The following is a 4,360-nucleotide window of genomic DNA, read 5'->3' on the forward strand; positions in this document are numbered from 1 at the left end:
GCGCCATGGCGCAGTGGAAAGCCGTGACCGCTGCAATTGCATGAGTTTACCGACAAGCGACTTTACGGCCGTTGATCAAACCACGTGACATCGCCCTCCACGCCTACAAGACCGTATCCGAGGCCCGCGTCGGCATTGGCCGATATCTGACCTTCTACAATGGCCGACGCCCACATTCATCCCTTGACCGGCAGACGCCGGATCAGGCCTACTTCAACGCGCTGACACCAATGATGGTGGCGGCATAATCGAGGCAGAAATCCACTTAGCGAAACGCCCGAAACTGTTCAGACAAACCGAACCAGCTCTTTCTTCATCTCCGGCGGCAACATGCTGGCATACTTTTCTTCCAGGCGAAAGTAGGTCGCCTGACTGATCCCCGCCTTGCGGCAGGTCTCCGCCACCGACACACCTTCATCACCTTGCTTCAGAATAAACACCGTCTGCGTGTCCGAATATTGCGATGTCTTCATCGTCTTCCGTTCGTTCTCCAGCCAGGAAAATGCATGGAAAACTCTAACCAAAAACGGGTCCAGTTTGAAGGGTTCAAACCGATCAGCCATGGGTTTGAGTGCGGCGGAGAATAGACGTTACACGGTTGCGCTGGACGTGCTGTAAGCTCCTCAACTGAGCACCAACCTATAACCTAGACCGGGTATGGTTTCTATTTGTCTTTCGCCGATCTTCTTCTGGAGGCGGCAGATATATAACTCCGCTACATTGCTGCCGATTTCCGAATCTAAACTACAGAGAGCATCCACAATTGTGTCATCCGAGACCAGCGCACCGGGCTGCTCCAGAAGACAATCGAGCACTGACCATTCGGCTGCAGTCAAATCGACCGCCCTACCGTCGCGGCTGAGGCGTCGGTCGCACGGAACTATTATCAGACCCGCGATCTCAAATGCCCTATGTCGAAGGTATTCAAGTTTACACACCGCAGCGCCAATGCGAGCAGAAAGCTCGTTCATGGAGAACGGCTTGCCCATGTAATCGTCGGCTCCGGCACCGAGGACCTTGATACGATCCGAGATCTCGGTGTGAGACGTCATAACGATGGTCGGTGCGGAATTGAGCCGCCTCCTATTCCGCAGGTAATCGATGCCGTTGCCGTCGGGTAGAGAATTGTCGAGTAGGATCATCTCGTAGGAACCCGTACATTCGTGCTTTCGTGCTTCGGAGAGGGTCTTGACCCAGTCAATTTCATGCCCATCGGCTATCATACGGTATTGCACAGCACTCCCGATGGCCTCGTCGTTTTCAATGAGCAGTATTCGCATCGTACAGCAATCCCCGGGTTGTCATTCTCTCTCGATAGCAGCTAAACCTGACGTTATCCTGAATCGCCGTGCCCCAAACTCTCACTCCTTCAGACGCTTTTCAGCTACGCTGCGAAAAGCGACATCAGCGCACCAAAAAGATACGCCTGATGAAAGCGCTCGTCCTGAAAGTCGGATCGTTTTCTCCCTTGCCATTAGTGGTTGTTGATAGGTTGCGGCGATTCCCCGAAGCGACCTGCTGGGCGCATTGGCGACGCGATTTTATATCTGGATTTCCACAATCCGCCCGCACACGAGGCACTCGATCGAATAGTCGCACTGGTGATGTCACGTTGTGAGCGGCTTAACGGTTGTCGGATAATGGGTTGGGATGAACAGTCCTGCCGTCAGCTACAAGAACCACCGCTTTCCACCGCAGATCATCGCCCGTGCGGTCTGGCTGTATTTCCGGTTCCCTTTGAGCCTGCGGATGGTCGAGGAAATGTTGTTGGAGCGCGGCATTGTCGTCTCCTATGAAACGATCCGGCGATGGGGCCGCAAATTCGGAACGGCTTATGCCAGGCAGTTGCGCAGAAAAAAGCCGTCGCGAAAGGATATCTGGCATCTGGACGAGGTGGTGATTTCCATCGGCGGCCGCAAACNGTTTATGCCGTGCCGCCGGAAAACATCACGCTCGACATCGACGACACGGTGGACGTCGTTCGCAACAACTTTGACCTGCCACTGCGAATTTCCTCCAGGATGGATTAGAGTCCGGCCCATTAATGAACCGCCCCAGGATTCTGGACCACCGGAGGCTGGAGTTTTCCGGCTTCGTTCAGGGAGGTGGGCTGGTTGCGCCTCCCGGATTCATCAGTAAGATTGGCACCTTATTGCCGATGGCACCAAAGCCGACATGCGTCGCCACTTCGGCGTTACGGCTCCGTCTGTTCACCAGATGGTGCTGACCCTCGAGAAGGCGGGTTTTATATCTCGCGTGCCAGGCGCCGCACGCAGCATCCAACTTCTCATCCCACCAGAAGCCCTGCCAGTTCTACGATAAGACAAACCGTCATAATCTCTGTGGCGTGGTACTAGCTGTCGGGTGATGAGACGAATGTGGGCGATCATGATCACGCTTCGGTGATGCGATGGAGCGTTCGACGTCTTTGGCCAATCTTCGGCATCTGCCAAGCCAGGCGGAGGTCCGTTCGACCACCCATCGACGCGGCAGAACCTCGAAGGGCACCGTAACGTTAACCGAGCATCGATCAAAATTTGGTATCTGGCGGGATGACCAGATTTACCCGTGATCCCCTTTATCGTCGCCACCGATTTCCAGCGGAGGGATTGGCCATGCCGTTTGGCTCTATTTCCGGTTTCCGCTCAGCCTGCGGATGGTCGAGGATATGCTGGCAGCGCGTGGCGTCTGTCAGTACCGGAGCAATACTCCCCATTAGTGCCGTTTGAATCTTCCCCAGGTGCTGCGGCCGCTGGTCTTCCGGGGCGCGCCCCGGAAGACCAGCGGCGCGTCATCGCCGATACTCCTTCCGATGGTCGGAAGGGAGACATTGGTGATCAAGCTGAGGGAGACGATCATGATCCTGGATCTGCATCAGCAGGGGCTGACGGTGTCGGCTATTTCCAGAGAAACGGGCATGGCGATGTCACGTTGTTTGATCAACGGCCGAAAAGTCGCTTGTCGGTAAACTCATGCAATTGCAGCGGTCACGGCTTTCCACTGCGCCATGGCGCGGATCCGATGAATATGGGTGGCTAGGGCTGAGTGTCTCTGGTGCGGCGCGACGAAAAGATTTCGGACTGCTGAAAAGACCGAGATGAAACGTTGCAAACCTCCGACGGATCGAAAGCCCTGCATCATCCGCTCTCGTTTTCGAAGCGGCACGTGAGAATTCTCTGCGCGATTGTTAAGGCCCTTGTGCGATCGATGTTCGACGCCGGGCATTACATCCCGTTTTGCCGCGCCGTATGAGCGCAGTTTGTCGGTGACGATGCGCTTCGGCGACAGACCTTGCTTCTTCAGCAGCCTGACCAGCAATCGCTTGGCAGCCTTGGTATCGCGGCGGGTCTGGACGATCTCATCGAGAACGTAGCCGTCCTGGTCAACGGCGCGCCAAAGCCAATGTTTTTGACCGCCGATGGAAATCACGACCTCGTCCAGATGCCAGATATCCTTCCGCGACGGTTTCTTTCTACGCAACTGCTTGGCGTAGGCCGCCCCGAATTTGCGGCACCACCGCCGTATCGTTTCGTAAGAAACGACGATGCCGCGCTCCAGCAACATTTCCTCGACCAGCCGCAGGCTCAACGGGAACCGGAAATACAGCCAGACCGCACGGGCGATGATCTGCGGTGGAAAGCGGTGGTTCTTGTAGCTGATGGTCGATGAGGTCATCTCAACCGAATTATCCGCCACCCGTTAAGTTGCCGACAACGTGACATCGCCCGTCTGGGTTGTAGCCGTCGGGCCGCGGGTCGATGCGCGGCTTGTAGTGGTTGAGCAGGAAGTCAATGCGCTTCCTTGCGTCGGCGGTTGCCGGATAAGATTTGTTGAGTTCCGGGAAGAGCGCACCGGCGTTGGCGCTGACGACAAGGTTAGCGCCGGTTGAGACCACGGATCGCGCTAACTGCTGCTTGACGTCCAACGGCTCATGAGCCGGCTCGCTATTGAGCTGCAGGTTCCAGTCCTTGGAGCTCGGCTACCAGCAAGGCGGCCAGTTCGCAGGCCACCGGATGCCTGGCGGCCTTGCCGTCTTCCCCCGCCCGGGCGATGAGCTCATGGAGGGCCTGGCCATCCGGCCGATCTTCCTGCAACAGGGCGCGGATGTCGGTCATGAGCTCAGGATGAATGCCCTCGTAAGTGCCGAAGACGGCACGCTCGGCAAACTGGCGTCGCGCCTCCAGCGGCTGCGCCAGCATGTTGCGCTGCAGGCAGCTGTAGGTCTCCAGCACCAGCCCGGTGGCCGACAGGATCTGCTTGGACCGGGTGAACTGGTAGTCGCCTTTCTCAATGGCCGGCGTGTGCGACTTCGGCGGCTTCATCGAGGTGATGCCGCGCGCCTGCAGCTGCGCGTCGAACT

3 protein-coding genes and 6 pseudogenes are annotated in these 4,360 nt (G+C 57.0%); 3 read left to right on the forward strand and 6 right to left on the reverse strand.

Features of this window, described 5'->3' with window-relative positions; translation table 11 throughout:
• Positions 1-92 precede the first annotated feature (92 nt).
• A pseudogene (locus tag BS629_RS26185) lies at positions 93-248 on the forward strand (integrase core domain-containing protein); the annotation flags it as partial.
• Positions 249-308: 60 nt separating this feature from the next.
• Here the strand turns inward: BS629_RS26185 and BS629_RS26190 are convergent.
• Both BS629_RS26190 and BS629_RS26195 read right to left on the reverse strand, forming a co-directional pair.
• Positions 309-473: pseudogene (locus tag BS629_RS26190) on the reverse strand (transposase); the annotation flags it as partial.
• A 150-nt stretch (positions 474-623) separates the two neighbouring features.
• Positions 624-1,280, reverse strand: a complete 657-nt coding sequence (locus tag BS629_RS26195; RefSeq protein ID WP_077988544.1) for a response regulator transcription factor — start codon at positions 1,278-1,280, stop codon at positions 624-626.
• A gap of 324 nt (positions 1,281-1,604) precedes the next feature.
• Between BS629_RS26195 and BS629_RS26200 the strand changes: the two are divergent.
• Positions 1,605-1,929, forward strand: a pseudogene (locus BS629_RS26200) (IS6 family transposase); the annotation flags it as partial.
• Positions 1,930-2,354: 425 nt separating this feature from the next.
• Here the strand turns inward: BS629_RS26200 and BS629_RS26210 are convergent.
• Positions 2,355-2,502: pseudogene (locus BS629_RS26210) on the reverse strand (transposase); the annotation flags it as partial.
• A gap of 50 nt (positions 2,503-2,552) precedes the next feature.
• Here BS629_RS26210 and BS629_RS26215 point away from each other — a divergent pair.
• Positions 2,553-2,689, forward strand: a pseudogene (locus tag BS629_RS26215) (IS6 family transposase); the annotation flags it as partial.
• 281 nt (positions 2,690-2,970) lie between these two features.
• Here BS629_RS26215 and BS629_RS26225 read toward each other — a convergent pair.
• The 3 genes and pseudogenes from BS629_RS26225 to BS629_RS26230 all read right to left on the reverse strand — a co-directional run.
• A pseudogene (locus BS629_RS26225) lies at positions 2,971-3,722 on the reverse strand (IS6 family transposase).
• Entirely contained in the window at positions 3,686-3,925 is a 240-nt protein-coding gene (locus BS629_RS40005) for a hypothetical protein (RefSeq protein ID WP_245315112.1), read from the reverse strand. The pseudogene BS629_RS26225 and the gene BS629_RS40005 overlap by 37 nt, the downstream one beginning before the upstream one ends.
• Before the next feature lie 19 nt (positions 3,926-3,944).
• On the reverse strand, positions 3,945-4,360 hold a 416-nt coding region (locus tag BS629_RS26230; protein WP_245315113.1), incomplete at its 5' end, for a hypothetical protein.

Source organism: Rhizobium leguminosarum bv. viciae USDA 2370, from assembly GCF_002008365.1.
GTDB lineage: Bacteria > Pseudomonadota > Alphaproteobacteria > Rhizobiales > Rhizobiaceae > Rhizobium > Rhizobium leguminosarum.